Source organism: Achromobacter sp. UBA2119 (assembly GCF_002331005.1).
GTDB classification, from domain to species: Bacteria; Pseudomonadota; Gammaproteobacteria; order Burkholderiales; family Burkholderiaceae_B; genus Achromobacter; species Achromobacter animicus.
In genome coordinates this window covers 1-23,697 of the sequence record NZ_DCYD01000017.1, presented here as the reverse complement: position 1 = coordinate 23,697, position 23,697 = coordinate 1, and the positions used below count along the sequence as shown (strand labels likewise).

At 64.8% G+C, this 23,697-nt stretch carries 20 protein-coding genes; 10 read left to right on the top strand and 10 right to left on the bottom strand.

The window, feature by feature from the left end; all coding sequences use genetic code 11:
* Positions 1–44: 44 nt before the first annotated feature.
* From B3098_RS19165 to B3098_RS19150, 4 genes are all read right to left on the bottom strand, one after another.
* Entirely contained in the window at positions 45–1,115 is a 1,071-nt protein-coding gene (locus B3098_RS19165) for a porin (RefSeq protein WP_191578665.1), read from the bottom strand.
* A 331-nt stretch (positions 1,116–1,446) separates the two neighbouring features.
* Positions 1,447–2,748 (bottom strand): TRAP transporter large permease, encoded by a 1,302-nt coding sequence (locus B3098_RS19160; RefSeq protein ID WP_286898489.1) that lies wholly within the window; start codon positions 2,746–2,748, stop codon positions 1,447–1,449.
* On the bottom strand, positions 2,741–3,241 hold the full coding sequence (locus B3098_RS19155; protein WP_286898486.1) for a TRAP transporter small permease: 501 nt from the start codon (positions 3,239–3,241) through the stop codon (positions 2,741–2,743). Before B3098_RS19155 ends, B3098_RS19160 begins: the two co-directional genes overlap by 8 nt.
* 7 nt (positions 3,242–3,248) lie before the next feature.
* Positions 3,249–4,223, bottom strand: a complete 975-nt coding sequence (locus B3098_RS19150; protein WP_191578667.1) for a TRAP transporter substrate-binding protein — start codon at positions 4,221–4,223, stop codon at positions 3,249–3,251.
* Positions 4,224–4,515: 292 nt separating this feature from the next.
* Between B3098_RS19150 and nudC the strand changes: the two genes are divergently transcribed.
* The 3 genes from nudC (at position 4,516) to B3098_RS19135 (ending at position 9,645) form a co-directional block, all read left to right on the top strand.
* A complete protein-coding gene (gene nudC, locus B3098_RS19145; RefSeq protein WP_175121683.1) occupies positions 4,516–5,286 on the top strand; it encodes an NAD(+) diphosphatase in 771 nt (256 codons plus the stop codon).
* 137 nt (positions 5,287–5,423) lie between these two features.
* Positions 5,424–5,933: a winged helix DNA-binding protein gene (locus B3098_RS19140; protein WP_279973939.1), complete on the top strand. Its 510-nt coding sequence runs from the start codon at positions 5,424–5,426 to the stop codon at positions 5,931–5,933.
* 88 nt (positions 5,934–6,021) lie between these two features.
* The gene (locus B3098_RS19135; protein WP_286898480.1) at positions 6,022–9,645 is read left to right on the top strand and encodes a hydantoinase B/oxoprolinase family protein; all 3,624 of its coding nucleotides are present in this window, start codon (positions 6,022–6,024) and stop codon (positions 9,643–9,645) included.
* 25 nt (positions 9,646–9,670) lie between these two features.
* On the opposite strand, the gene B3098_RS19130 is transcribed toward B3098_RS19135, so the two are convergent.
* Positions 9,671–10,705 carry a C45 family autoproteolytic acyltransferase/hydolase gene (locus tag B3098_RS19130; protein ID WP_286898478.1) on the bottom strand — a complete coding sequence of 345 codons (1,035 nt, stop codon included), beginning with the start codon at positions 10,703–10,705 and terminating at the stop codon, positions 9,671–9,673.
* A gap of 168 nt (positions 10,706–10,873) precedes the next feature.
* Here B3098_RS19130 and glnH point away from each other — a divergent pair, with 168 nt between their 5' ends.
* From glnH to glnQ, 3 genes are all read left to right on the top strand, one after another.
* The gene (gene glnH / locus B3098_RS19125) at positions 10,874–11,626 is read left to right on the top strand and encodes a glutamine ABC transporter substrate-binding protein GlnH (protein ID WP_175121679.1); all 753 of its coding nucleotides are present in this window, start codon (positions 10,874–10,876) and stop codon (positions 11,624–11,626) included.
* 164 nt (positions 11,627–11,790) lie between these two features.
* Positions 11,791–12,447, top strand: coding sequence for a glutamine ABC transporter permease GlnP (glnP, locus tag B3098_RS19120; protein ID WP_175121678.1), 657 nt, complete (start codon positions 11,791–11,793; stop codon positions 12,445–12,447).
* Positions 12,444–13,172, top strand: coding sequence for a glutamine ABC transporter ATP-binding protein GlnQ (gene glnQ, locus B3098_RS19115; protein WP_286898475.1), 729 nt, complete (start codon positions 12,444–12,446; stop codon positions 13,170–13,172). The genes glnP and glnQ overlap by 4 nt, the downstream gene beginning before the upstream one ends.
* A gap of 62 nt (positions 13,173–13,234) precedes the next feature.
* On the opposite strand, the gene B3098_RS19110 is transcribed toward glnQ, so the two are convergent.
* Genes B3098_RS19110 through gmk form a run of 3 tightly spaced genes read right to left on the bottom strand, consistent with a single transcriptional unit; the run spans position 13,235 to position 16,432 of the window.
* Positions 13,235–15,529 (bottom strand): RelA/SpoT family protein, encoded by a 2,295-nt coding sequence (locus B3098_RS19110; protein WP_175121676.1) that lies wholly within the window; start codon positions 15,527–15,529, stop codon positions 13,235–13,237.
* 22 nt (positions 15,530–15,551) lie between these two features.
* Positions 15,552–15,755, bottom strand: coding sequence for a DNA-directed RNA polymerase subunit omega (gene rpoZ / locus B3098_RS19105; protein WP_006219679.1), 204 nt, complete (start codon positions 15,753–15,755; stop codon positions 15,552–15,554).
* A 44-nt stretch (positions 15,756–15,799) separates the two neighbouring features.
* Positions 15,800–16,432, bottom strand: a complete 633-nt coding sequence (gene gmk / locus B3098_RS19100) for a guanylate kinase (RefSeq protein ID WP_175121675.1) — start codon at positions 16,430–16,432, stop codon at positions 15,800–15,802.
* A gap of 256 nt (positions 16,433–16,688) precedes the next feature.
* Here gmk and B3098_RS19095 point away from each other — a divergent pair, with 256 nt between their 5' ends.
* Positions 16,689–17,459 carry an SDR family oxidoreductase gene (locus B3098_RS19095; protein ID WP_175121674.1) on the top strand — a complete coding sequence of 257 codons (771 nt, stop codon included), beginning with the start codon at positions 16,689–16,691 and terminating at the stop codon, positions 17,457–17,459.
* A gap of 94 nt (positions 17,460–17,553) precedes the next feature.
* Here B3098_RS19095 and B3098_RS19090 read toward each other — a convergent pair whose 3' ends face one another.
* On the bottom strand, positions 17,554–18,150 hold the full coding sequence (locus B3098_RS19090; protein ID WP_175121673.1) for a C40 family peptidase: 597 nt from the start codon (positions 18,148–18,150) through the stop codon (positions 17,554–17,556).
* 368 nt (positions 18,151–18,518) lie between these two features.
* Between B3098_RS19090 and B3098_RS19085 the strand changes: the two genes are divergently transcribed.
* Both B3098_RS19085 and B3098_RS19080 read left to right on the top strand, forming a co-directional pair.
* A complete protein-coding gene (locus B3098_RS19085; RefSeq protein WP_370633028.1) occupies positions 18,519–20,018 on the top strand; it encodes an AMP nucleosidase in 1,500 nt (499 codons plus the stop codon).
* A gap of 158 nt (positions 20,019–20,176) precedes the next feature.
* Positions 20,177–21,736, top strand: a complete 1,560-nt coding sequence (locus B3098_RS19080; RefSeq protein ID WP_175121672.1) for an amino acid permease — start codon at positions 20,177–20,179, stop codon at positions 21,734–21,736.
* 48 nt (positions 21,737–21,784) lie between these two features.
* On the opposite strand, the gene B3098_RS19075 is transcribed toward B3098_RS19080, so the two are convergent.
* On the bottom strand, positions 21,785–22,717 hold the full coding sequence (locus B3098_RS19075; RefSeq protein ID WP_175121671.1) for a YicC/YloC family endoribonuclease: 933 nt from the start codon (positions 22,715–22,717) through the stop codon (positions 21,785–21,787).
* A 184-nt stretch (positions 22,718–22,901) separates the two neighbouring features.
* Between B3098_RS19075 and rph the strand changes: the two genes are divergently transcribed.
* Positions 22,902–23,636: a ribonuclease PH gene (gene rph / locus B3098_RS19070; RefSeq protein ID WP_175136609.1), complete on the top strand. Its 735-nt coding sequence runs from the start codon at positions 22,902–22,904 to the stop codon at positions 23,634–23,636.
* Positions 23,637–23,697 lie beyond the last annotated feature (61 nt).

The window sequence follows — 23,697 nt, the reverse complement described above, 5'->3', positions numbered from 1 at the left end:
CCCCGCCGTGACGCCGGCCCGTGAGGGAGCCGGTGCCTGAAAGATCAGAAAATGTGGCGGTAGCCCACGGCCGCGCCGACCTGATTGCTCTTGCCCGCGATTTCGCCGCTGGCGGCATCGCTGACCTTGTTCCAATCGACGGTGCCATACAGTTGCGAGCGCTTGGACAGCGAGTATTCGGCCACGGCGACCAGCGCGTAGCGCTTGCCCTTGTCGCCTTCGACGACCACGTTCTCGCTGCGGTCGTAGTAGGCGGCGCCCGTGATGGCCCAGCGCGGGGTCGCCTGCCAGGTCACGCCGGCGAAGTAGCCGTTGTCCTTGCGGTCCAGGCTGGCGGTGGTGGTGCCGCCCATGACGCCATTTACCCAGCCCGTTTCGTCGCGGCCGTTGAAGTAACCCGCGAAGACCTTGGCCGACTCGAACTGATACGACGCGTTCAGGTTCCAGGCGCGCTGGCGCTCGTCGGAATCGGTTGCGGCGTAGGTTTGCTGCCACGCGGCGCCCAGGCCAAGCTGGCCGATCGTGTAGCGCAGGCTGGCGCCATACTGCTGGCCGGCCTTGCGGTCTTCCCAGTCGTCGCCGTTTGCCCACGATGCCACCACGGCCAGGTTGCCGAACGTGTTGGCGTATTTGGTCATGTTGTTGGTGCGCACGCGCGACATGGCGGCGGGCAGCCAGGCGTTCTGTTCGTAGTTGCCGACGGTCAGCGGGTCGAAGTAGTCGGCCAGCAGATCGAACATGGGGGTGTTCTGCAGACCCAGGGTCAGCGTACCGATGCTGCCGCCGTCCAGGCCGACATAAGCCAGGCGGCTGAAGGCCTTGGACGTATCCGATCCCCGGCCGTTCTGCAGATTGATGCCGTTTTCCAGACGGAAGAACGCGCGGTTGCCGTTGCCCAGGTCTTCGGAGCCGCGCAGGCCCCAGCGGCTGTTGGAGATGGCGCCGTTTTCCATGGAGATGCGGCTGCCGTCTTCGCCCACGGCGCCCGAGCTGGTGCTCAGGTAGCGGATGCTGACGTCAGCGATGCCGTACAGGGTGACGCTGGTTTCGGCGCTTGCCGCGCCGGCGGCCAGGCCAAGGCCGGCCGCAGCCAGCGATAAGGTGATGCGCTTCATGTTGGACTCCTCCAGGTGTAGCTGATTTGTGGTTGCGCCGCGCTTGTGGCTTGGCTTGCTGCACCCGGCGGTTGGCCGGGCGCCTGGCTGCTGCACCGACGCCAGGGTTGGCGCGGGTCCGGAGCAGAGGCCAGCTTGCAGAAAGGCGCCGTGCCGTTGCCGGGCACGAGCGACTGGGGATTCTAAGTAAGTTGGGGGATGGCGAATATCGAAAATATTCGGCGTTTTCCCGGGTTTACAGGCCGATAAACCCGCGCCGCCCCGTTGACGGACGAACGGAAAAGAAAAACCCCGTTCGCGGGAACGGGGTTTGTGTGGCGTCAGCGCGACGTTACAGCGTCATGTGCAGCGGTAGCCAGGTGGCAATGCCCGGCACCAGGTAGAGCAACAGCACGGCCGCGATCATCAGAATGAACATCGGCAGCGACGCGCGTGCGATGTACGGTAGCTCTCGCCCGCTCATGCCGGACAGCACGAACAGGTTGAATCCCACCGGCGGCGTGATCTGCGCCATTTCAACCACGAACACGATGAAAATGCCGAACCAGATCAGATCGATGTTGGCGGCCTGAACGGTCGGCAGCAGCACGCCCATGGTCAGCACCACGATCGAGATGCCATCCAGGAAGCAGCCCAGGATGATGAAGAACACCATCAGCGCCATGATCAGGCCGAACTGCGACAGGCCCAATCCGCCGATCCATTCCGCCAGCGCGCGCGGCAGGCCGATATAACCCATCGCCAGCGTGAGGAACTGCGCGCCCGCCAGGATCAGGGCAATCATGCAGTACAGCCGGGTGGCGCCCAGCAGCGACTGCATGAAGGTGGACCCGTTCAGCGACCCCTGCAGCGCCGACAGGATCAGCGCGCCCACCACACCCACCGCCGCCGCTTCCGTGGCGGTGGCGATGCCGGTGTAAATCGATCCCAACACCGCGCCGATCAGGAGCAGCACTGGAATCAGGTGGCGCGAGCGTGACAGCTTCTGCATGAAGGTCAAGCCGGGATCCGCCGCCGGCACCTGGCCGGGATTGCGGATGGCCCACCAGGCGATGTAGCCGCTGAAGAGCAACGCGAGCAGAATGCCCGGAAGGATGCCTGCGATGAACAGCTTGGCGATCGACACATCCGCGGCCACCCCGTACACGATCATGATGATCGAGGGCGGAATGAGCAGGCCCAGCGTGCCCGCGCCGGACAGCGTGCCGAAAATCTTCTCCTCGGGGTAGCCGCGGCGCGTCAGCTCGGGGATGGTCATCTTGCCGACCGTGGCGCAGGTGGCCGCCGACGAGCCTGACACGGCCGCAAAGATTGCGCAGCCGATCACGTTCGTGTGCAAGAGGCGACCCGGCAGCCGGTTCAGCCAGGGCGCCAGCCCCTTGAACAGGTCTTCGGACAGCCGCGTTCGGAACAGGATCTCGCCCATCCACAGAAAGAGCGGCAGGGCGGTCAGCGTCCAGCTGGACGAGGCGCCCCAGATCGTGACGGCCATGGCGTCGCCCGCGGGACGGCTGGAGAATATTTCCATGCCGATCCACGCGGTGCCCGCCAGCGTCAGGCCGACCCAGACCCCGCAGCCGAGCAGGACGAAGATCGAAACGACCAATAAGGTAATGACGAGAAGTTCATTCATGGGTTTGCTGCGAGGTGGCGGCGGCGACGCCGCGCGAACGGCGGACCAGCTCATCGACGAGGGCGACGAAGAACAGGACGGTGCCAACGGCCATGGTCGTCTGCGGGATCCAGAGCGGCGTGGCGTCGTTCGACGTGGACACGTCGTTGAACAGCCAGGAGTCGTAGGTCAGTTTGATGCTGAAGAAGGCGAAGGCGGCGGCCAGCAGGCAGCCGACGGCCAACGCGAAAATGTCCAGCCGGCGGCTGCCGGCGGGATTCAGCGAATTGAGCAGCAGCGTCACACGGATGTGTTCGCCATGCTTGAAGGTGCTGGCCAGCGCGAGGAAACCCGCGGAGGCCATGAAGTACCCGGCGTAGGCGTCGGTGCCGGGAATGTTGAAGCTGAGCTGGCGGGCGATGATCGCCGCCAGCACCGAGACGAGCACACCTATCGTGCACAGGCCGGCCAGCAGGCCGGCCGCGCCGTACAGGCTATCTAGAAAACGGCGCATGGCGAAATCACTGCTTCTTGTAGGCGTCGATCATGGCCTGGCCGTCCGCCCCGGCCTTCTTGAGCCAGTCTTCAAGCATGCGCTTGCCGATCACGCTAAGGCCTTCCTTGAGCTCAACCGTCGGCTGGATGGTTTCCATGCCGTTCTTGGCAAGCTCGGCCTGGTACCACTTGTTCTTTTCCTGCGACAGCTTCCAGCCGCGTTCCTCGGCCTGGGCGGCAGCCTTCTTCAGGGCTTCCTGCGTGGCCGGATCCAGCGCATCGAAGGCCTTCTTGTTCACGATGATCGCGTTCTTGGGCAGCCAGGCCTGGGTGTCGTAGAACTTCTTGATGTACTCGTACGTCTTGGTGTCGTAGCCGGTGGACGCCGACGACATGTACGAATCGATCACGCCGGTGGCGAGCGCCTGGGCCAGTTCGGCCTGCTGCACGGTCACGGGCTGCGCGCCGACCAGTTCAGCGATCTTGGCGGTGACGGGGCTGTAAGCGCGCCACTTCAGGCCCTTCATGTCGTTGATCTGCTTGATGTCCTTGTTGGCGAAGATGCCCTGGGGCGGCCATGCCACCGCATACAGCAGCGTCATGCCTTGCGAGGCCAGCTTCTTTTCCAGGAACGGCTTCTGGGCCTGATACAGCTTGAACGAGGCGTCGTAGCCGGTGGCCAGGAAGGGCAGGCCGTCCAGTTCGTAGATCGGGTCTTCGTTGGCAAAGTTGGTCAGCAGGATTTCGCCGATCTGCGCCTGGTTGCCTTGCACCGCGCGCTTGATTTCAGGCGCCTTGTACAGCGAGGCATTGTTGTGCAGCGTGATCTTGAGCTTGCCTTGCGACAGCGAATCGACGTCCTTGATGAAGGTCGTCAGGTTCTCGACGTGGAAATTGCTGGCCGGGTAGGCGCTGGGCAGATCCCACTTGGTCTGGGCCTGTGCGCCCGCGCTGAATGCCAGGACGATGCTGCCGGTCAACAGCGAGATTTTCTTGTACATGGTGGTCCTTCTTTGCGAATGATGAAGACGGGTCTGACCCGATAGGCATTGCGAAAAAAAGAAAGCGCGGCGCCGCGTCGCGCCGCCTGAATGCCGTGCCATTCTATGTTGCTGTGCGGTAACAAAGCGCGGGAAATCGCCGTATTACGGGTAATTCCTAGGGGGAGTTGTTGTTCATTGGTTGAAGGTTCAATGACCCCGCGAAGTTTGCGTTGCGCGCTGATGGCAAGCCATCCGGCGCGCATTTTTTCTTCTAAGATTGCGGAATCGCAGATGTGGTGAAGAGGGTCGCGTGAATTTCGTTTTTCGCCGTGATGAGTTGCTGGTCGAAGCATCGTCCAGCGTGTTGCCGGATGCGGCGTTGTGTGAACGCATTGGCTTGGCGGCTGCGGCTCTGCAGCCGGTCTGGATGGAAACCGGGTCGCCGTATCGCACGGTCTGCGTCGACCCCGGCCTCGAAGCGCCCGAAGGCTACGCCTTCAAGAAGCTGCGTTCGCTCTTCGGCGTATTCGACGACGAAGGCATGGCGCTGGCCGGCCGCGCCTATCAGATCGCCGAATGGGCGCGCACCCACCGGTTCTGCGGCGCCTGCGGCACGCCCGCCGAACGTGTGGCGCACGAATTCTGCCTGCGCTGCCCGGCCTGCGGCCTGTCCGCGTATCCGCGCATCTCGCCGGCCATGATGGTCCTTATCCGCAAGGGCGACAGCATCCTGCTGGCGCGCCATGCCAATGGGCCAGCGGCGCGCTACACGGCGCTGGCCGGCTTTGTGGAACCGGGCGAAAGCATCGAGCAGACGGTCCATCGCGAAGTCTTTGAAGAAGTCGGCCTCAAGGTCGGCAATCTGCAGTACTTCGGCAGTCAGCCGTGGCCGTTCCCGCATTCGCTCATGGTCGCGTTCACCGCGGACTACGTGTCAGGCGACATCCGCATCCAGGAGGACGAGATCGCCGACGCCCGTTGGTTCGGCCCGGGCGACGAGATGCCCGACATCGCGGCCCGCATTTCCATCGCGGGCTGGCTGATCCGGGCCAATCTGCCCATGGGCTGGACCGCACCGTAAGGGGCCGCGGCGCCGCCCGCGGGGTAGGGGTATTCCCTCGAAACGAGGGATTTTTTGCGGCGTTCGAGTATTTTTTATTGATGAAATGTAGATAAATTATTAGTATTTCGCTCAGTCAAACCCCGCCGTCCGCTCCTATGACCCCCACTTTGATTGCCTCGTCGGCGCATCTTGCCGGCGGCAGCGCGCCCGATCTTTCCGAGGTGGAGTTCGGCCTCATGATCGCCAGCCACGCATTCGACCGCTGGACGGTGCGGTGCATGGCGGCCGCAGGCCTGCCCGATCTGACGCCCACTGACGTGATGGTGTTTCACCACGTCTACCACCGCGAGCGGCCCAAGAAGCTGGCCGACATCTGCTTCACGCTCAACGTCGAAGACACCCACATCGTCAGCTATGCGCTAAAGAAATTGGACCGGCTGGGCGTGGTCCGTGGCGAACGCAACAGCAAGGAAGTCTTCTACAGCGTCACGCCCGAGGGCGCGGCGATTCTCAAGCGCTACGGCGAAATCCGCGAGCAATGCCTGACCGCGGGCCTGGATGGCCCGGGCGGCGGCGGTCTGGAATTCAGCCGGCAACTGGCGCACACGCTGCGCGCCCTGTCCGGCCTGTACGACCAGGCGGCCCGCGCCGCGACATCTCTCTGAACCCAACATGCGGGGCAACGCCCCGATCTGTCAGCAACCCGACCGTGGCCGAACGCGCTCCGGCGGTCTCTTGTTTTCAAGGACACCTATGAAGTGGCAATTCTGGATTGACCGTGGGGGCACCTTCACCGACATCGTGACGCGCCGTCCCGATGGCACGACCACCACCGCAAAGATGCTGTCGGAAAACCCCGAGCAGTACCGCGACGCCGCAGTGGCCGGCATCCGCAAGCTGCTGGGCATCGCTCCCGGCCAGCCGGTGCCCGCCGACCAGGTCGAGTGCGTGAAGATGGGCACCACGGTGGCCACCAACGCGCTGCTCGAGCGCAAGGGCGAACGCACCTTGCTCGTCACGACGCGCGGTTTCCGCGATGCGCTGCGCATTGCCTACCAGAACCGCCCGCGGCTTTTCGACCGCAATGTCCTGCTGCCCGAGATGCTGTACGAATCCGTGGTCGAGGCGGACGAGCGCGTCGCGGCGGACGGCGAGGTCATCCAGCCGCTGGACGAAGCCGCGCTGCGCCGAGACATGCAGGCAGCGTACGACGACGGCATCCGCGCGGTCGCCATCGTCTTCATGCACGCCTGGCACGCCACCGGCCACGAACAGCAGGCCGCGCGCATCGCCAACGAGATCGGCTTTACCCAGGTGTCTGTGTCGCACGAGGTCAGCCCGCTGATCAAGTTCGTCTCGCGCGGCGACACGACCGTGGTGGACGCGTACCTGTCGCCCATCCTGAAGCGCTACGTCGATCAGGTGGCCGGCGAACTGCCGGGTATCCGGCTCATGTTCATGCAGTCCAGCGGCGGCCTGACCGACGCGCACCGCTTCCGCGGCAAGGACGCGATTCTCTCGGGCCCGGCCGGCGGCATCGTCGGCATGGTGCGCACCAGTGAAATCGCCGGCTTCCCGAAGGTGATCGGCTTTGACATGGGCGGCACGTCCACCGACGTGTCGCACTACGCGGGCGAGTTCGAACGCGAATTCGAAACCCAGGTGGCCGGCGTGCGCATGCGCGCGCCGATGATGAGCATCCATACGGTCGCAGCCGGTGGCGGCTCGATCCTGCATTTCGACGGCGCGCGGCTGCGCGTCGGCCCTGATTCCGCGGGCGCCAATCCGGGGCCGGCGTGCTATCGCCGCGGCGGTCCGCTGGCCGTGACGGACTGCAACGTCCTTCTGGGCAAGATCCAGCCCGATTTCTTCCCCAAGGTGTTCGGACCCGAGGCCAACGAGGCCCTGGACCGGGACGCCGTGGTCGAACGCTTTTCCGCGATGGCCGACGAAGTGCGCGCCGCCACGGGCCGCGAGATGTCGCCCGAGCAGCTTGCCGAGGGCTTTCTCGAGATCGCCGTGGGCAACATGGCCGAGGCCATCAAGCGCATCTCGGTGCAGCGCGGCCATGATGTCACCGAATACGCGCTGACGGTGTTCGGCGGCGCGGGCGGACAGCACGCCTGCCTGGTGGCCGACGCGCTGGGTATGACGACAGTGTTCGCGCACCCGCTGGGCGGCGTGCTGTCGGCCTATGGCATGGGGCTGGCGGATCAAACCGACATGCGCCAGAAGACGGTCGAGAAGGTGCTGGACGCGAGCCTGATGGGCGAGTTGAAGGACGAACTGGATGTTCTGGCGGGCCAGGCGGTCGGCGAACTGCGCCGCCAGCACGTCGCCGAAGCCGACATCACGGTGCAGCGCCGCCTGCACCTGAAGTACCGCGGTACCGACACCGCGCTGGAAGTGGCGTACTCGGACCTGGATCAGGCGCGCCGCGACTTCGAAGCCGCCTACCGCCAGCGCTATTCATTCCTGATGCCCAACCGCGAACTCGTGGTCGAGACCATCTCGGTCGAGGCGACGGGCGGCGGTGAGCGCGTTGGCGAAGCGTCCACGTCGCGCACCCGCGAAGGCGCGCTGACAGCCCGCCGCGTGGTCAGCATGTACAGCGCCGGCGCCTGGCGCGACACGCCGCTTTACGTGCGTGAAGACATGGCCGGCGGCGATGTGGTTGCAGGCCCCGCGATCATTTCCGAGCCCAACCAGACCACGGTCGTCGAGCCGGGCTGGCAGGCCGAACTGACGGCGCAGGATCACTTCGTGATCCGCCGCGTGGAAGCGCGCCGCGAGCAGCGCAAGGTCGGCACGCAAGCGGATCCCGTCATGCTCGAGGTCTTCAACAACCTCTTCATGTCGATCGCCGAGCAGATGGGCTACCGCCTGCAGAACACGGCGTACTCGGTCAACATCAAGGAACGCCTGGACTTCTCTTGCGCCATCTTCGACGCGCAGGCCCGCCTGATCGCCAATGCGCCGCACATGCCGGTGCACCTGGGTTCCATGGGCGAGTCCGTGCGCACGGTCATGAACGCCAATGCCGGCAAGATGATGCCCGGCGACGCGTACGTCGTGAACGATCCGTACCACGGCGGCACGCACTTGCCCGATGTCACGGTCATCACGCCGGTATTCGACAAGGCGGGGCGCGAGATCCTGTTCTACGTGGGATCGCGCGGCCACCACGCCGACATCGGCGGCACCACGCCCGGCTCGATGCCGCCCGATTCCAAGACGGTCGAAGACGAAGGCGTGCTGTTCACGAACTTCCAGCTCGTCAAGGACGGCGAGTTCCGCGAAGCGGCCGCGCGCGGGATTCTTGGATCGGGCCGCTGGCCGGCGCGCAACCCGGATCAGAACATCGCCGACATGCACGCGCAGATCGCCGCCAACGAAAAGGGTGTGCAGGAACTCTTGCGCATGTGCGATCACTTCGGCCTGGATGTCGTGCGCGCCTACATGGGCCACGTGCAGGACAACGCCGAAGAGGCCGTACGCCGCGTGATCTCGGTGCTGAAGGACGGCAGCTACGAATACCCGCTGGACAACGGCGCGGTGATTCGCGTGGCCGTACGGGTGGACACCGAAGCGCGCAGCGCGGTGGTCGACTTTACGGGCACCTCGGCGCAGCTGGACAACAACTTCAACGCGCCGGGCGCGATCGCCGTGGCCGCCGTGCTGTATGTGTTCCGCACGATGGTCAACGACGACATCCCGCTGAACGACGGCTGCCTCGTGCCGCTGTCCATCATCGTGCCGGAAGGCTCGATGCTGCGTCCGAACCCGCCGGCTTCGGTGGTCGCGGGCAACGTGGAAACGTCCATGTGCATCGTCAACGCGCTGTACGGCGCGCTGGGCGTGCTGGCCGCCAGCCAGGGCACCATGAACAACTTCACGTTCGGCAACGCGCGCCATCAGTACTACGAGACCATCTCGGGCGGCACGGGTGCGGGTCCGGTGCGCATCGATGCGGCGGGTCCGCAGGACGAAGGGTTTGCGGGTACGTCGGTCGTTCAGGCGCACATGACCAACTCGCGCCTGACCGATCCGGAAGTGCTGGAGTTCCGCTTCCCCGTCCGTCTGGAGTCCTACGAGATTCGCAAGGGCTCGGGCGGCAAGGGCCGGTATCCCGGCGGCGACGGCGGCATACGCCGCATCCGCTTCCTGGAAGACATGACCGCGGCCATCCTGTCGAACAACCGGCGTTACGCGCCGTTTGGTCTGGCGGGCGGCGAGCCGGGCGCCATGGGCCGCAACACGGTTGAACGCGTGGACGGCACCATCGAGGAACTCGGTCCGCAGGACAGCGCGCAACTGCGTCCGGGCGATGTCTTCGTGGTGGAAACGCCCGGAGGCGGAGGTTACGGCGCGCATTGATGCACGCCAGGATGTCCGGTCCCGATCACTCGGGATCGGACATCACGTCCAGCGCGATATCGGCGCGTGCCTTACGGTCGTAGACGCGCAGGACGACCGCCTCATCGGTGATCTCGAACATCGCCGTCGCCAGGGTGTTCTCATCGTCGGGATCGTCCTTGGCGGTCCGCAGGATCGGCAGCTTGCCCTCGGTATCGAGCAGGGCGGCCAGCATGTCGGCGCTGCCCGATTCCGGCAGCCATCCATCCACCAGGCCTTCGATCCGGTTCTGCCGCGCCCGCGACGAATCGGTGACGATCTGCGCCTGGCCGCGGGTGGCCGCGTGCACCATGTGGTTGGCGTGCCCGTAGCGCCGGCCGATCTCTTGGATTGACACCGAACCCGGCGTGACCTCGGCGCTGAGCAGGCGCGGGTCCGACGCCGCGCCCAGCGTGTGATGAAAACCGCCGGCATGGGGCAGGTCGTGCAGCAGCGCCACCGCCTCGTCCAGCGTCGTGCAGTCCAGGACCGCGCGAGCCGCGAACATGCGGGGCACGCCCGCATGGCGCTGCCGGGTACGCAGGTTGTTGATGGTTTGCACCAGGCCCACGCGATTGGCGGCGAAGGTGTGGCCGGGCAGGGAGCCCGGGTAATAGAAGCTGAGATAACCCGGCGCGTCGTCCAGCGCCACGTCCACCAGATGGCAGCGGCCATACAGATAGGGGTCGCCGTCCTCGTTGTGCCCGATCCAACGCGTGCCGTCGGCGGTGCGCAGGGCGGCCGACGTGCAGCCATCCGTGGTGCTGTGCAGCAGATCGCCGCGGCAATGCCATAGCAGCACGTCCTTGAGCGGCATGCGCAAGCCTTCGGCCAACCCTTCGAATTCTTCCCAGATCTCGGGCAGGGCGGCCTGCGTCTGCTGCGCCAGCTCGTCGACGAAAGGATGACCACGCCACGGCCGCAGGGCGTCCCAGGTGCTGCTCTGTTCCAGATAGGAGCCCATGATGGCACGGGCCAGCTTGCCCAGCGCCACGCCGACCTGGCGGCGGTTTCCAGCGATGCGTACGTATTTGCAGGCCATCGAAAACCTCCGGATGTCTCGCGGATTGTACGGGGTCTGCCGTTCCGCCGGGCTCCATCCGATGCGTTAAGATCGTCGATAAGTTGCGCCGGCGAACCCGATGCAGCCCAGGAATCATGCCCTTACAACAAGCCCGGGGTGCCTGGTGCTCCCCAAGAGGAGAGTTTCATGATCAAACGTAAAGTCGCCGCCGCTATGGTGGGCCTGTCCCTGACCCTGTTCGGCGCCGCGTCGGCCGCTCAGGCCCAGGGCAGGGAATTGGTGGTGGCCACCGATACCGCTTTCGTGCCGTTCGAATTCAAGCAGGGCAACACGTACGTCGGCTTCGATGTCGATCTGTGGGCGGCCATCGCGAAGGAACTCAACCTCAAGTACAAGCTGCAACCGATGGACTTCGCCGGCATCATTCCCGGCCTGCAGACCAAGAATATCGACGCCGCGCTTGCGGGCATCACGATCCGCGACGACCGCAAGAAGGTCATCGACTTCTCGGATCCCTACTACGAAAGCGGCCTGGCCATCCTGGTGGGCGAAAAGAACACCGACATCAAGGACGCCAAGTCCCTGGCCGGCAAGACCGTCGCCGTCAAGACGGGCACGGCGACAGTGGACTTCCTGAAGGCCCAGGTGCCGGACGCCAAGCTCAAGCTGTTCCCCAACATCGACAACGCGTATCTTGAACTGGCCACCGGCCGGGTCGATGCCGCCGTCCACGACACGCCGAACGTCCAGTATTACGCCAATACGGCCGGCAAGGGCCGCGTGAAGGTGGTCGGCTCGGTCAAGAGCGGCGACTTCTACGGCATTGCCTTCCCGAAGGGCAGCGAACTGGTCCCCGAGGTCAACAAGGCGCTCGCCAACCTGAAGGCCAGCGGCGAGTACGACGCGATCTACACCAAGTGGTTCGGCAAGAAGCCCTGACCGGCTCGGCAAGCGGCACTTTTCACGGACGCGCCGTGTAAGCCGCGGTGAAGGACCGGGTCCGGCGCGTTGCCGGATTCGGTGGTGGCAAGCGCCACCGCTCCCTACCGCGAGGCGCGTCCGCCATGATGCGGGCGCGCCGCTGCGCGCCATAGGGGGAGATCGTGGAGTTTGACTGGGCTGTCATCGAGGAAGCGTTACCCAATCTGCTGACGGGTACGCTCATGACCATCAAGATCACGTTCTGGGGCCTGGCGGGCGGCTTTCTGCTCGGGGCGCTGTCGGGCGTGACGCGGGCCTACGGGAACGCGATCTTGTCGGGCATCGCGCAGGTCTATGTCGCGGTCATCCGCGGCACGCCGATCGTGGTGCAGGTCATGTTCATCTACTTTGCGCTGCCGCTGCTGGCAGACATCCGGGTCGACGCCGAATTCGCGGCGATCGCCACCCTCATCATCAACTCGGGGGCGTACATCTCGGAGATCGTGCGGGGGGCGCTGCTGTCGGTCCATAAGGGCCTGAAGGAAGCAGGGCAGGCGATGGGCCTGCCGTTTCACAAGATCCTGCTGCACATCATTGGTCCCGTTGCGTTCCGGCGCATGATTCCGCCGCTGGGCAACCAGTGCATCATCAGCCTTAAGGATTCGTCGCTGTTCATCGTGATCGGCGTGGCGGAACTGACCCGTCAAGGGCAGGAAATCATGGCCAGCAATTTCCGGGCGGTCGAAATCTGGTCCGCCGTGGCGATCATCTATCTGATCCTCACGGGGCTGATGGCGTTGACCCTGCATCTGGTCGAAAAGAGGATGCGCATCATATGAGCATGGTTGAATTTCATAACGTCACCAAACGCTTTGGCGACTCGACGGTGCTGAACGGCATCTCGCTCAACATCGATGCTGGCGAGGTCGTGGTGGTGGTCGGGCCTTCAGGCTCGGGCAAGTCCACTTTCCTGCGTTGCATCAACGTGCTGGAGACGATCAACGACGGCGACCTGCTGGTCGATGGTCTCAGTGTGAAAGGCGACCCGGCCACCGTACGCGAGATCCGGCGCGAGGCGGGCATGGTGTTCCAGCAGTTCAATCTGTTCCCGCAGATGACGGCACTGGAAAACGTCATGTTCGGACCCGTCCACACCCGGGGCCAGAGCCGCGACGAGGCCCGTCAGCTCGCTAAGGGGTTGCTGGCAAAGGTGGGTCTGGCCGAACGCATGAACCACTATCCTTCAGAACTGTCCGGGGGGCAGCAGCAGCGTGTGGCAATTGCCCGCGCACTGGCCATCATGCCCAAGCTGATGCTGTTCGACGAGCCCACGTCCGCGCTGGACCCCGAACTGCGTCACGAAGTGCTGAAGGTCATGCGCGACCTGGCAGAGGAGGGGATGACGATGGTGGTCGTCACGCACGAGATGGAATTCGCGCGCAAGGTCGGCAGCCGGCTGATCTTCATCGATGCCGGCAAGATCGCTCATGATGGTCCGCCTGAGGAGCTGCTCAGCAATCCGCCCAGCCAGCGCTTGAAGGACTTCCTGCAGCACGTGACCTGACATGAAAAAGGCGTCCGGCTTGTGGCTGGACGCCTTTTTTGGTGTGCGCGGTGAGGAGGGCCTCAGCCCTTCACGCGGACGATCTTCTGCACCTGCGGCACGTGCCGGATGGCGCGGATGACCTGGGCCAGATGCTTGCGGCTGTCGACCTGGATGGTCAGGTGCAGCGACACGGTGGACACGGCGTCGTCGTGCATCGTGACATGCATGATATTGGCGTCGGCGGCGGTGACTTCCGCTGCCAGCCGTCCCAACACGCCGCGTTCATTGCGCGTGACGATGTCCAGACGCGTCGCCAGATGCTTGGCGGTCTGCGCATCCCAGCCCACGTTGATCCACCGCTCGGGCTCGCGCAGGCGCTGACGCAACGCGACGGGGCAATCCGCCGTGTGCACCACCAGGCCGTGGCCCATGCGCATCCCGGCCACGATGGGATCGCCGGGCAGCGGACCGCAGCAAGGCGCCAGCTGCACCGCCTGGCCTTCGTTGCCCTGGATCAGGATGGGGGCGCTGCGCGCCGAGGTCAGTTCGTCGACCGCGGCGGCCGTGGTGGCGACCAATTGGTGCTCCGGCGCAAAGCGGCGGGCAACCACCGCGGCAAGCCGCTTGCCCAGTCCGATGTCGGCCAGGATTTCCTCGCGCGAACTGGCGCCGGTGCTGCGCGCCAGCTTTTGCCAGCCCGGGTCGTCGGTGGCGGGCAAAGGCATGTGCAATTCCTGCATTGCCTGGGCCAGCAAGCGTTCGCCGAAAGCCACCGACTCTTCGTACTTGACGGTACGCAGGTAGTGGCGGATTTCAGAACGCGCCCGGCCGGTGCGCACATAGTTCAGCCATTGCGCATTGGGGCGCGAGGCCGGCGATGTGACGATTTCCACGGTGTCGCCGCTGCTCAGTTCGGTGCGCAGCGGCACGAACTCGCCATTGACCTTGGCCGCGACGGCCTGATTGCCGATGTCGGTGTGAATTGCGTAAGCGAAGTCGACGGGCGTGGCGCCACGGGGCAGCGAAATGATCTTGCCGCGCGGCGTAAAGACGTACACGGCGTCCGGGAACAGGTCGACCTTGACGTGCTCGAGGAATTCGCCTGAATCGCCGGTCTGGCTCTGGATGTCCAGCAGCGATTGCAGCCATTGGTGCGTGCGCTTCTGCAGGTCATTGAGCGTCAGGTCCGCGCCCTTGTACAGCCAGTGCGAGGCGACGCCTTCCTCGGCGACGTGGTGCATGTCGCGCGTACGGAACTGGAACTCGACCGGCGTGCCGTAGGGGCCGACCAGCGTCGTGTGCAGGGACTGATAGCCGTTCACCTTGGGGATGGCGATGTAGTCCTTGAACTTGCCGGGCACCGGGCGGAACAGCTGATGCAGCGTCCCCAGCGCCAGATAGCACTCGGGGAGCGTGTGGACCACGATGCGGAAACCGTAGATGTCCAGCACGTCCGAGAAGGACTTTTTCTGGTCGACCATCTTGCGGTAGATGCCGAACAGCGTCTTCTCGCGGCCGCTGACTTCGGCCTCGATGCCGGCGGCGGGCAGGGCGGCCCGTACGGAGTCGGCGATCTTGGTGATGACCTCGCGGCGGTTGCCGCGCGCAGCCAGGACGGCCTTGTACAGCACCTGGTAGCGGTTCGGGTGCATCGCGGCAAAGCACAGGTCCTGCAGTTCGCGGAACAGCAGGTTCAGGCCGAGCCGATGCGCGATGGGCGCATAGATGTCCAAGGTTTCGCGGGCGATGCGGCGGCGCTTTTCAGGATTGACCGCGTCCAGCGTGCGCATATTGTGCAGCCGGTCGGCCAGCTTGATGAGGATGACGCGCACGTCGCGCGCCATCGCCAGCAGCATCTTGCGGAAGCTCTCTGCCTGTTGTTCGGCCTTGGTGGCGAAGTCCAGGCGGTCCAGCTTGGACAGGCCATCGACCAGCTCGGCGACTTCCGGACCGAATTTCTCGGCCAGCTCGTGCTTGGCGATGCCCTGGTCTTCCATCACGTCGTGCAGCAGGGCTGCAGACAGCGCGTTGACGTCAAGCTTCCAGCCCGCGCAGATTTCGGTGACGGCGATGGGATGAGAGATGTAGGGCGAGCCGCTGGCGCGGAACTGGCCCAGATGCGCCTGGTCCGCAAAGCGATAGGCTTCGCGCACGCGCTCTACATCATTCTTGTCGAGATAGCTGCCGATGATTTCGGTCAGCGGCGCCAGCGAGGCGACCGGGGATCCGGTCGCGTCCGCCGCTTCTTGCGCGGCGACGGACGGTGGCGTGGGGGAATTCTTGTCTTTCTTGCCCGTGCGGCGCCCGAGACGGGAGCCGGCACGTAGTGCGGCAAGCAGACCAGATGAAGCGTACTTCAGCCCGGGAAAAGCCATGCTTGCAGCCCCCCGGAGCGTATCAGGTGGGAACTTTACGCAGCATTTCCACGCCGGTGAGTCCGCCAGCGATTTCGCGCAGGGCCGTGACCGTGGGCTTGTCCTTGCTGTCCAGGCGCGGGGCGTGGCCTTGCGCCAATTCACGGGCGCGGTAGGTCGCGGCCAGCGTGAGCTTGAAACGATTGGGGATTTGATTCAGACAGTCTTCGACAGTGATGCGAGCCATTAGGACACCTGGTGCTGATGGATGATGGGGAGAATGCGTTCGGCTCAGTGTTCAGCCGGGATGCCAAGTTGCGCAAACAACTCGGCGTGACGGGCGGCCTGAGACGAAAAACGCAGCCGTGCGGCGCTGACGATTTGGGTCAGCTCCGACAGGGCTACGCTAAATTCTTGATTAATAATAACATATTCGCATTCAGGCGCATGGGCGATTTCGCCGCCTGCGGCCATCAGCCGGCGGGCGATGACTTGAGGCTCGTCCTGGCCGCGCGCCTTGAGGCGGCTTTCGAGCTCGTCGATGGACGGGGGCAGCACGAAAATGCCGATCGCGCGCGGAAAACGCTGCTTCACCTGACGCGCGCCTTGCCAGTCGATTTCCAGCAGCACGTCGCGTCCCTGGCTGGTCGCCTCGTCGATGCGGTCGCGGGGCGTGCCATAGAAATTGCCGTGGACTTCGGCCCATTCCAGCAGGTTCTGCGCTTCGCGCATGCGCTTGAAATCGTCGATCGACACGAACCGGTATTCGCGGCCGTCTTCTTCGCCGGGGCGAGGTGCGCGCGTGGTGCAGGAAATGGAAAGCAGGATGGAGGAGTCCTGGGCAAGCAGGGCCTTCACGAGGCTGGACTTGCCGGCGCCGCTGGGCGCGACGACCATGAAGACGTTTCCGGGAGTGGCGTGCATGAATGAATGTGACCGGCTGTGATGCTGAGACTCGAAGAATAGCAAATCGCGCGGTTGGCCGCGCGGTCCGGCAACGCGTGAATCCGTGCCGGGCCGACGTTGAACCCAGGCGGCCGGCCCGCCGTGTGCGGGGCACGACGGGCTGGTCATCCCTTTGGCGGGAATGTAGAAAGTGTGTCGCGCCTGGAACCTTCGCTTGCAGCATGTGTAAGACGATTCGGGTAGGATTTCGCGCATTCATAAGACGGAGAATCCGATGAACACGAACGAGATCGATCCGCCCCGCGTTGCCCTGGTCACGGGCGCCGGCACCGGCATTGGCCGCGCAGTCGCGCTGGAATTCCTGGCGCAGGGTTACCGGGTTGTGCTGGCGGGCCGCCGGCGTGAGCCCCTGGAAGCCACCCGGACGGCTGCCGGGGAAGACGGTCTGCGGGCACTCGTCGTGCCCACGGACGTATCCGACGAGCAGGCAGTCCGCGATCTCTTCGATACCGCCCAGCGCGAATACGGCCGCCTGGACGTGCTGTTCAACAACGCCGGGCGCGGCGCGCCGGCCGTGCCGATCGAGGAATTGCCGGTTGCGGTGTGGCGCGAAGTCGTCGACACCAACCTGACGGGCATGTTCCTGTGCGCGCAGGCTGCGATCCGCATCATGAAAGCGCAGAACCCGCGAGGCGGCCGCATCATCAACAACGGCTCGATTTCCTCGCACGCGCCGCGGCCGTTTTCCATTGCCTATACCGCCACCAAGCACGCGGTGACCGGGCTGACCAAGTCGATCTCCCTGGATTGCCGGGCGTACAACATTGCATGCGGCCAGATCGATATCGGCAACGCCGCCACGGAAATGACCGAGCGCATGGCTGCCGGCATCCTGCAGGCCGATGGCAGCACCAAGGTCGAACCGCGCATGGACGTTGCGCACGTGGCGCAGGCCGTGGCCGCCATGGCCCGTCTGCCGCTGGACGCCAACGTGCAATTCATGACGCTCATGGCCACCAACATGCCGTTCGTGGGCCGGGGCTGAGCGTCATTTAAGGAACGAAACCGCCGGCACGAGCGTGCCGGCGTTTTTGCGTTTATCCCCAGCGCCCAGTGGGCGCCGTCCGCCGGCCTTGCGCTTAGCGCGAGGCCTGAGCAAGCAGTTGCTTGGGCGGGGTATCCAGATAGGCGCGGGCGCCCAGGTAACGTTTGGACCAGTAGGCCGTCTTCATGTCGTCGACGCGCACCTTGGTGCCGCGGCGGGGGGCATGAACGAACTTGTTCTGGCCAATATAGATGCCGACGTGCGAGGTGACGCCGCGTCCACGGGTGGCGAAGAACACCAGGTCACCGGGGCGCAGTTCCTTCTTGGCGGACACGGTCTTGCCTTCGCTGCGCTGGGCGCGCGCGGTGCGCGGCAGCTCCAGGCCCGCGATTTCGCGGTAGACATACAGGACGAGCCCGCTGCAATCGAAGCCGTCGGCGTCATCGCCGCCCCAGCTGTAGGGCGTGCCGATGGCCTCCAGGCCGGCCTGCACGACGCGCTCGCGCAGCGTCAGGACGGTGGGCTCTTGCGCGAGGCTTAAGCCGCTGAGGGTGGGGCGGGCTTGTTCGGCGGCCAGCGAGGCTTGGGCGGCGCCAGGAATCCAGGAGAGCGTCAGGGCCAGCAGGGGCGCTGACAGAAATGCGGGCGTGCGGAATTGGGTAAAGCGAAACTTTCGCGTGGGCGGCGTCATTACGTCACTTCAGAAATCGGAGTGGGCGGCATGGCTTTGCCTGTGAGGCAAGCCGGCGGAAAGGGGAGCGGTTTCCAGGCAGAAAGCAAGAAACGCCTCAAGATTATAGTGTAATAATGTTTCATTACATTTGTAGTGCAATGCAGCATAATCACCGGCCTGTTGTTACTGTGCGCCCACCGCGCCACGTAACAGGCTCATCAGAAATCGCGTATGCGCGGGCCGTTGTGTGCGATAGCCACGACGGCGGCTCTGATGACATTTCATTGCCCAACGCCTCGGGCATAATCGACCGCATCGGCCCTCGGTATTGCGGTTGCGCAAAGCCGATGCCAAAAAAGACAGATAAGAAGGCGGAGTAAAGCTCAATGATGAACGCAGTACACCCTTTGTCGTCCATGAACCGGCCTGAGGCCCTGCCGTTTGAACCCTTCCAGGACGCGTTGTCCGCCGTAGACCGGCTGGCGGAAATCTATGCGCGCAATACGGCGTTTCTGCGTACCGCGTTTCGCGAGGTCTTGAAGGGCACGGGCAATGGCAGCGCGCGATTCCGCGCCTACTACCCGGCCATCCGCATCGTCGTCGAAACCTACGATCCCATCGACACCCGGCTTTCCTATGGCCACGTGGCCGAACCGGGTTACTACCAGACCACCATCACACAGCCGGTCCTGTTTCGCGACTACCTGATCGAGCAGATCGGCCAGTTGTTGCAGAACCATCGGGTGGCGGTCGAAGTGGGTGAGTCGGATTCCCCGATTCCGCTGCATTTCGCGTTTCCCGAGGGCGCCTACGTGGAAGGCGAGCACCTCGAGGCGCTCAAGCGCCCGCTGCGCGACCTGTTCGACGTGCCGGATCTGGCGGTCACCGACGACGCCATCGTGAACGGATCGTGGCGCGGCAAGGAAGGCGAACCCAAGCCGCTGGCGCCGTTTACCGCGCAGCGCGTGGATTATTCGCTGCACCGGCTGCAGCACTACACCTCGACGGCGCCCACGCACTTCCAGAATTTCGTGCTGTTCACCAACTACCAGTTCTATGTCGACGAGTTCTGCGCCCGGGCCCGCGCCCTGATGTCCAGCGGCAACGAAGACTACGAAATGCTGGTCGAGCCCGGCAACCGAATTACGCGCCGCGGCGAAAGCGGTCCGGGCGACGAGGCCCAGGCCGTGCGCTTGCCGCAGATGCCGGCTTACCACCTGGTGCGCGGCGATCACTCCGGCATCACGTTGGTCAACATCGGCGTCGGGCCGTCTAACGCCAAGACGATCACCGACCACATCGCCGTGCTGCGTCCGCACGCGTGGCTGATGCTTGGCCATTGCGCCGGCCTGCGAGATTCCCAGCGCCTGGGCGACTACGTCCTGGCGCACGGCTATGTCCGTGAAGACCACGTGCTGGATGACGATCTGCCCACCTGGGTGCCCGTGCCGGCGTTGGCGGAAGTGCAGGTGGCGCTGGAGCAGGCGGTCGAAGAAGTGGCCGGGCTGTCCGGTTGGGACCTGAAGCGCATCATGCGTACGGGCACCGTGGCGACAATCGACAACCGCAACTGGGAATTGCGCGACCACGTCGATCTGGTGGAACGCTTTGCCCAGTCGCGCGCGATTGCGCTGGACATGGAATCGGCCACGATCGCGGCCAACGGATTCCGCTTCCGGGTGCCTTACGGCACCTTGCTGTGCGTGTCGGACAAGCCGCTGCACGGCGAACTGAAACTGCCCGGCATGGCCAGCGCTTTTTACCGGCGTCAGGTCAACCAGCATCTGGAAATCGGCATCCGGGCGCTGGAGCGGCTGCGCGACATGCCGCCGGAGCGGCTGCATTCGCGCAAGCTGCGCACGTTCATGGAAACGGCGTTTCAATAAGACGGCCGCTGCCGGGAGGGCTCCGGGGCGAATCCGTCCCCAGCTCCCGGCCATTTTTCATGTCGGGGCCGATTGCGCTATTCTCGCGCGTTGCTCGGTAATCCCAGGGCGTTCGCAGCGAATTGCGCGACCGCCATCCAGACGTGAAGGAACGCATTTTGGCACCATCGGAACACGATGACCGTCGCTCAGGCGGCACGCGCAACGCGCAGGCGGACAGGCCGTCCGAATTGCGGCGTACGCTGTCGGCGCGCCACCTGACCATGATCGCGGTCGGCGGGTCCATCGGCACCGGACTCTTCGTGGCGTCGGGCGCGACCATCGCCAAGGCCGGCCCTGGCGGCGCGCTGCTGGGCTATGTGCTGATCGGCATCATGGTCTATTTCCTGATGACCAGCCTGGGCGAACTGGCGGCCGCCATGCCGGTGTCCGGCTCGTTCTCGACCTATGGCGCGCGCTATGTCGAAGACGGCTTCGGCTTCGCCCTCGGGTGGAACTATTGGTACAACTGGGCGGTGACGGTGGCGGTCGATCTGGTCGCGGCGCAGCTCGTCATGGCGTACTGGTTTCCCGATGTGCCCGGCTTCTATTGGAGCGCGCTGTTCCTGGCCATCACTTTCGGACTGAACGCGATGTCCGCTCGAGGGTTCGGCGAGGCCGAATTCTGGTTTGCGCTGATCAAGGTGATTGCGGTGCTGGCCTTCGTCACCATGGGTGTGATGATGCTGCTGGGCATCATCCGCGGTGGCGAGACGGGCGGGCTGGCCAATTGGACGGTGGGCGACGCGCCCTTCGCAGGCGGCTTTGCCGCGCTGATCGGCGTGGCGATGGTGGTGGGATTTTCGTTCCAGGGCACCGAACTGATCGGCATTGCCGCAGGAGAATCCAAGGATCCGGCCCGCAATCTGCCGCGCGCGGTGCGCCAGGTGTTCTGGCGCATTCTGCTGTTCTACGTGGCGGCGATCCTGGTCATCGGTCTCTTGATCCCCTATACCGACCCGCACCTGCTGCGCAACGATGTCGAGGACATCAGCGTCAGCCCGTTCGCGCTGATCTTCGAACGCGCGGGACTGTTGGGTGCGGCCTCCGTGATGAACGCCGTGGTGCTGACGTCGGTGCTGTCCGCCGGCAATTCGGGCATGTATGCGGCCACGCGCATGCTCTACAGCCTGGCGCGCGAAGGCAAGGCGCCGCGGATCTTCGGCCGGATTTCACGTAGCGGCGTGCCCCTGTGGGCGCTGCTGGCCACCACCGTCGTCGCGGCGCTGTGCTTTTTCACCTTCCTCTTCAGTCCCAACGACGTCTATATCTGGCTGCTCAATACGTCGGGGATGACCGGGTTCATTGCGTGGCTGGGCATTGCCATCAGCCATTACCGGTTCCGGCGGGGTTACGTGAAGCAGGGCAACAGCCTGGCGGATCTGCCGTATGTGTCCCCGTTCTTTCCCTTCGGTCCGATCTTCGCGTTCGTGCTGTGCCTGATCATCACCTTGGGTCAGAACTACCAGGCGTTCCTGGAGGACAAGATCCAGTGGGGCGGCGTGGTCGCCACCTACATCGGCATTCCGCTCTTCCTGCTGATCTGGGCCGGCTACCGCCTGACGCGCGGATCGCGCTTTGTCAGCTACCGCGACATGCGTTTTCCGGACGCGCGCGCCCGTAGCGAATACCTGGATTCGGCCCTGCGGGGCGAACCCGCGACGGGCGAGAGCCGCTAACAGGCGGCCGCCAGGCGGGGGTAGCAACCCCCGCGGGCGCCGCGCCCCTTACTCGATGTTCTGCGCCTGCTCGCGCATCTGCTCGATCAGCAGCTTCAGGTCCATGGCGGCGCGGGTGACTTCCATGCTGCCGGCCTTGGAACCCAGCGTGTTGGCTTCGCGGTTCATTTCCTGGAACAGGAAATCCAGGCGCTTGCCCGCGCTGCCGGCGTTCTTCTTGCCGGCCGCGGGCTTGCCGCCGCCGTCGGACAGCAGGTGACGCAGTTCTTCCAGGTGCGAGCGCAGGCGGGACAGTTCTTCGGCCACGTCGATGCGCAGGGCAAAGAGGTTGGCTTCCTGCGACAGGCGTTCGGACAGTTCCGCGCCGGAAATGTGCGTGAATCCGCCGGGGAATGCGGATTCGACGCTTTCGCGCAGCTTGGCGGCCTGGCGCTCGCGGTGGTCAGCCAGCAGTTGCGGCAGATGCGCCTGCACGATGTCCACGACGCGCGCGACGCCATCGGCGCATTCGCGCATCATGCCGGCCAGGCGTTCGCCTTCGCGCTCGCGGCCTTCCTGAAGCTGTGTCAAGGCCTGCTGCGCGGCCTGCAGGCACGCGGCGCCCCAGATCTGCGGGTCCAGGGCGTCGTTGCCGCGCTGGCCGGGCCAGTTGAACAGTTCGGCCAGACGCGGGGACGCGATGTCCGGAATGATGCGGCGCGCGGCCTGCAGCTGTTCGGCCAGGCTGTCGAGCCAAGCGGGATCCAGCTTGGACAGGTCGGCGTTGGCCGCACGGGTGAAGGACACGCGGATTTCGACCTTGCCGCGGGCCAGGTTGGTGGTCAGCAGCTCGCGCAGGGGCGTTTCCACGTGGCGCAGTTCGTCGGGAAGACGGAAATACAGGTCGAGAAAGCGGCTGTTGACGCTGCGCAGTTCTATGGCGAGAGTGCCTTGTTCTAAGTCTGCTCGGGCGTTGCCGAAGGCGGTCATGCTGCGGATCATGGTGTGCGTGTCCTGGTGATTCTTGGAATAGGAGCCGGTTGCGCCGGGGCCCGCGGCGCCCAGGTCCTGGGCAGCGGGTCTGTGTTTTCAACCGGATACATCGCGGCAGGATACTCCAAGCGAGATTGTCTTGTGACGCCTGCCCGTACAATGCCGCGAATCTAAGCCAAGTCTGGAGCCAGTTGTGACCACCATCCCCACGAATGTCCGGCCGTCGGGCCGCGCCGCCGACCAATTGCGTCCGTTCAGCCTGGAGCGTGGCTTTACGCGATACGCCGAAGGCTCCGTGCTGGTGAAGGCGGGCGACACCCATGTGCTTTGCACGGCAAGCGTCCTGGACAAGGTACCGCCTTTTCTGAAGGGCAAGGGCGAAGGCTGGGTAACGGCTGAATACGGCATGTTGCCGCGGGCCACGCACACGCGCGGCGATCGCGAGGCCGCGCGCGGCAAGCAGAGCGGCCGCACGCAGGAGATCCAGCGCCTGATCGGACGCAGTCTGCGGGCGGTGTTCGACATGAAGGCGCTGGGCGAACGCACGCTGCACCTTGATTGCGACGTGCTGCAGGCCGACGGCGGCACGCGCTGCGCCAGCATCACGGGCGCCTGGGTCGCGGCGGCCGACGCGGTGGGTCTGCTGATGAAGCGTGGCGATCTGGCCACCAATCCGATCCGCGACGCCGTCGCTGCGGTGTCGGTGGGCCTGGTCAACGGTCAGGCGGTGCTGGATCTGGACTACCCGGAAGATTCGGCCTGCGATGCCGACGTGAACGTCATCATGACGGGCAGCGGCGCCTTCGTGGAAGTGCAGGGCACGGGCGAGGGCGCGACGTTTACGCGGGCTGAGCTGGACACGATGCTGGTGCTGGCGGAAAACGGGATTGCCAACCTGGTGAAGGCCCAGCGCGCCGCGCTGGCGTGAGCTTGGCGGCGCCTGGCCCGTCTTGCGAACCCGGTGTCTGACACCCTGATATGGTCGCTGT

Bases quoted from the DNA above. Each gene is read 5' to 3' on its own strand.
- B3098_RS19155 (WP_286898486.1), bottom strand. From the start codon at position 3,241: ATGCGCCGTTTTCTAGATAGCCTGTACGGCGCGGCCGGCCTGCTGGCC.
- B3098_RS19150 (WP_191578667.1), bottom strand. From the start codon at position 4,223: ATGTACAAGAAAATCTCGCTGTTGACCGGCAGCATCGTCCTGGCATTC.
- B3098_RS19110 (WP_175121676.1), bottom strand. From the start codon at position 15,529: ATGGCTTTTCCCGGGCTGAAGTACGCTTCATCTGGTCTGCTTGCCGCA.
- B3098_RS19130 (WP_286898478.1), bottom strand. From the start codon at position 10,705: ATGGCCTGCAAATACGTACGCATCGCTGGAAACCGCCGCCAGGTCGGC.
- B3098_RS19090 (WP_175121673.1), bottom strand. From the start codon at position 18,150: ATGACGCCGCCCACGCGAAAGTTTCGCTTTACCCAATTCCGCACGCCC.
- B3098_RS19160 (WP_286898489.1), bottom strand. From the start codon at position 2,748: ATGAATGAACTTCTCGTCATTACCTTATTGGTCGTTTCGATCTTCGTC.
- B3098_RS19075 (WP_175121671.1), bottom strand. From the start codon at position 22,717: ATGATCCGCAGCATGACCGCCTTCGGCAACGCCCGAGCAGACTTAGAA.
- B3098_RS19135 (WP_286898480.1), top strand. From the start codon at position 6,022: ATGAAGTGGCAATTCTGGATTGACCGTGGGGGCACCTTCACCGACATC.
- rpoZ (WP_006219679.1), bottom strand. From the start codon at position 15,755: ATGGCTCGCATCACTGTCGAAGACTGTCTGAATCAAATCCCCAATCGT.
- glnQ (WP_286898475.1), top strand. From the start codon at position 12,444: ATGAGCATGGTTGAATTTCATAACGTCACCAAACGCTTTGGCGACTCG.
- B3098_RS19140 (WP_279973939.1), top strand. From the start codon at position 5,424: ATGACCCCCACTTTGATTGCCTCGTCGGCGCATCTTGCCGGCGGCAGC.
- B3098_RS19165 (WP_191578665.1), bottom strand. From the start codon at position 1,115: ATGAAGCGCATCACCTTATCGCTGGCTGCGGCCGGCCTTGGCCTGGCC.
- glnH (WP_175121679.1), top strand. From the start codon at position 10,874: ATGATCAAACGTAAAGTCGCCGCCGCTATGGTGGGCCTGTCCCTGACC.
- gmk (WP_175121675.1), bottom strand. From the start codon at position 16,432: ATGCACGCCACTCCCGGAAACGTCTTCATGGTCGTCGCGCCCAGCGGC.
- B3098_RS19095 (WP_175121674.1), top strand. From the start codon at position 16,689: ATGAACACGAACGAGATCGATCCGCCCCGCGTTGCCCTGGTCACGGGC.
- B3098_RS19085 (WP_370633028.1), top strand. From the start codon at position 18,519: ATGATGAACGCAGTACACCCTTTGTCGTCCATGAACCGGCCTGAGGCC.